2 protein-coding genes and 1 pseudogene are annotated in these 2111 nt (G+C 67.6%); all 3 read left to right on the top strand.

All coding sequences use genetic code 11. From position 1 onward, the window contains the following. Positions 1-387 (top strand): annotated as a pseudogene (locus ELR45_RS40790) (flavodoxin-dependent (E)-4-hydroxy-3-methylbut-2-enyl-diphosphate synthase); the annotation flags it as partial. Between the two features lie 341 nt (positions 388-728). Next, on the top strand, positions 729-1562 hold the full coding sequence (locus tag ELR45_RS12095) for a GNAT family N-acetyltransferase (protein ID WP_205856523.1): 834 nt from the start codon (positions 729-731) through the stop codon (positions 1560-1562). Positions 1563-1827: 265 nt separating this feature from the next. Next, positions 1828-2111: CapA family protein (locus tag ELR45_RS37625; protein WP_205856465.1), on the top strand; the 284-nt coding region annotated here is incomplete at its 3' end.

Below are 2111 nucleotides of genomic sequence, written 5' to 3'. Positions count from 1 at the left end.
GTCGAGGAGGTCAAGGTCGGGCTGCAGATCCTGCAGTCGCTCAACCTGCGCGAACGGAAGCTGGAGATCGTGTCCTGCCCGTCGTGTGGCCGGGCGCAGGTGGATGTCTACACCCTGGCGGACCGGGTGACCGCGGGCCTGGAAGGCATGGAGGTGCCGCTGCGCGTCGCCGTCATGGGGTGCGTGGTGAACGGGCCGGGAGAGGCGCGGGAGGCCGACCTCGGCGTCGCGTCCGGCAACGGCAAGGGCCAGATCTTCGTCAAGGGTGAGGTCATCAAGACCGTGCCGGAGTCGGACATCGTCGAGACCCTGATCGAAGAGGCTATGCGCATCGCCGAGGGTATGGAGGGCCCGGCAGAGGGCGAGCCCACCGTCACCGTCGGCTAAACGCACGTCCAGCCCACCGTCACCGTCGGCTAGGCATGCGCGAAACCTCTGCTCCTGTCCTTTGCCGCCCGCGGAAAGAACATGCATCTGGGTGGCGGTGGCGACCACGATGTATGTTCTTCCTACGCATACGCGCACGTCCCACATTGTGGTCGGCTGGCCTTCGAGCCGGATGATGTTCTGGTGCAGAAGGTGTGCAAGGCCGCGGTGTAGCTGCTTCACTTGTTCGCAGGAGGTAGTTGACGTCGCTGGCCGCGGTCCGCGACGTCGAACGGCGGATGCGGCGACAGCGGCCAGGTCAGGGGACGGCGGAAAGGGGGTCGGTCTCGGTGCTCGACAGCATGGCGGCCGTGCGCGTGCTCGGACCCCAAGATCTCCGGGCGGTGAACCGGCTCATCGACCGGGATCCGGCCGTCGACGTCTTCGTGGGCGCCCGGGTGCACGCGTCCAAGCTCGCGCCGGCGCGGTTGGGCGGTGAGCTCTGGGGCTACTACGAGAGCGGCGAGTTGCTGTCCTGCTGTTACGCCGGAGCGAACGTCATACCTGTACACGCCACGGTGTCCGCCGCCCGTACGTTCGCGGACATGGCAGCACGGCGGGGACGCCGGTGCTCGTCGCTCGTGGGGCCGGCAGACGCCGTCCTGACGATGTGGGATCTACTCCGCCCGGAGTGGGGGCCGGCCCGCGAGGTTCGCGCGTCGCAGCCAGTCATGGCGATGTCGTACCCGCCGACGGTCCCTGCCGACCCGCTGGTGCGCCGCGTGCGGCCGGAGGAGATCGACATCTTGCACCCGGCCGCCGTCGCCATGTTCACCGAGGAGGTGGGCATCTCGCCGAACGGCAGCGACGGAGGCGCCTATTACCGTGCCCGGCTGACCGAACTCGTGCGGGCCGGCCGTGCGTTCGCTCGGATCGAGAACGGTGAGGTCGTGTTCAAGGCCGAGATCGGAGCCGTGACCCCGAAGGCATGCCAGATCCAGGGTGTCTGGGTACGCCCGGACCGCCGTGGCGAAAGGCTGGCCGTCGGCGGGGTGGCCGCCGTCGTCGTCCAGGCGCTGCGGGATATCGCGCCGTCCGTCTCGCTGTACGTCAACGACTACAACCACGCCGCCGTGGGAACCTATCAGCGGGTGGGCTTTCGCGAGGTGGGATGCTTCGCCACGGTCATGTTCTAGGACACGCCCTAACGCCGCCATGGTCATAGCGGCCTGGATGTGGCGCCGCAGATGCCCATCGGTGCTCAATTCAGTGTGTTGAGTGCTTCGCAACGAATTTCGCTGTGCTACGGGTAGCGCGGCAGGCGGGCGTATGTGCACACTGGCTCCTGTGATCCGGGCGGGGCCTGTTCTGATAATGCTGGCTAGTGGCGCGTTGGTGTTAGCGGCGTGCGCTGGCGAGGACGAGCCTGCGTCGGCTTCGACCACCACCAACCCGCCGGTGATGACCAACCCGGAACCGACGTTCACGTCGACCCCCACGCCATCGCCGGAGCCGGAGCCGCGAGAGTTCTCTATCGTCGCCACCGGCGATATTCTGCTGCACGAACGGCTCTGGGCACAGGCTGAGCGGGACGCGGACGACGACGGTACATGGGACTTCGCGCCGCAGCTGGCGAACATCAAGCCGGTGGTCGAGGACGCCGGGCTGGCCATCTGCCATCTGGAGGTTCCGCTTGCCCCGGAGGATGGTCCGTTCCACGGCTATCCGTACTTCGCCGGTCCACC

Source organism: Phytoactinopolyspora endophytica (assembly GCF_004138495.1).
In the GTDB taxonomy this organism is placed as follows: Bacteria; Actinomycetota; Actinomycetes; order Jiangellales; family Jiangellaceae; genus Phytoactinopolyspora; species Phytoactinopolyspora endophytica.
This window is presented reverse-complemented; position numbering and strand designations above follow the sequence as displayed.

What these genes read in the sequence shown, in the direction of transcription:
- ELR45_RS12095 (WP_205856523.1), top strand. Translation starts at nt 729, where the DNA reads ATGGCGGCCGTGCGCGTGCTCGGACCCCAAGATCTCCGGGCGGTGAAC.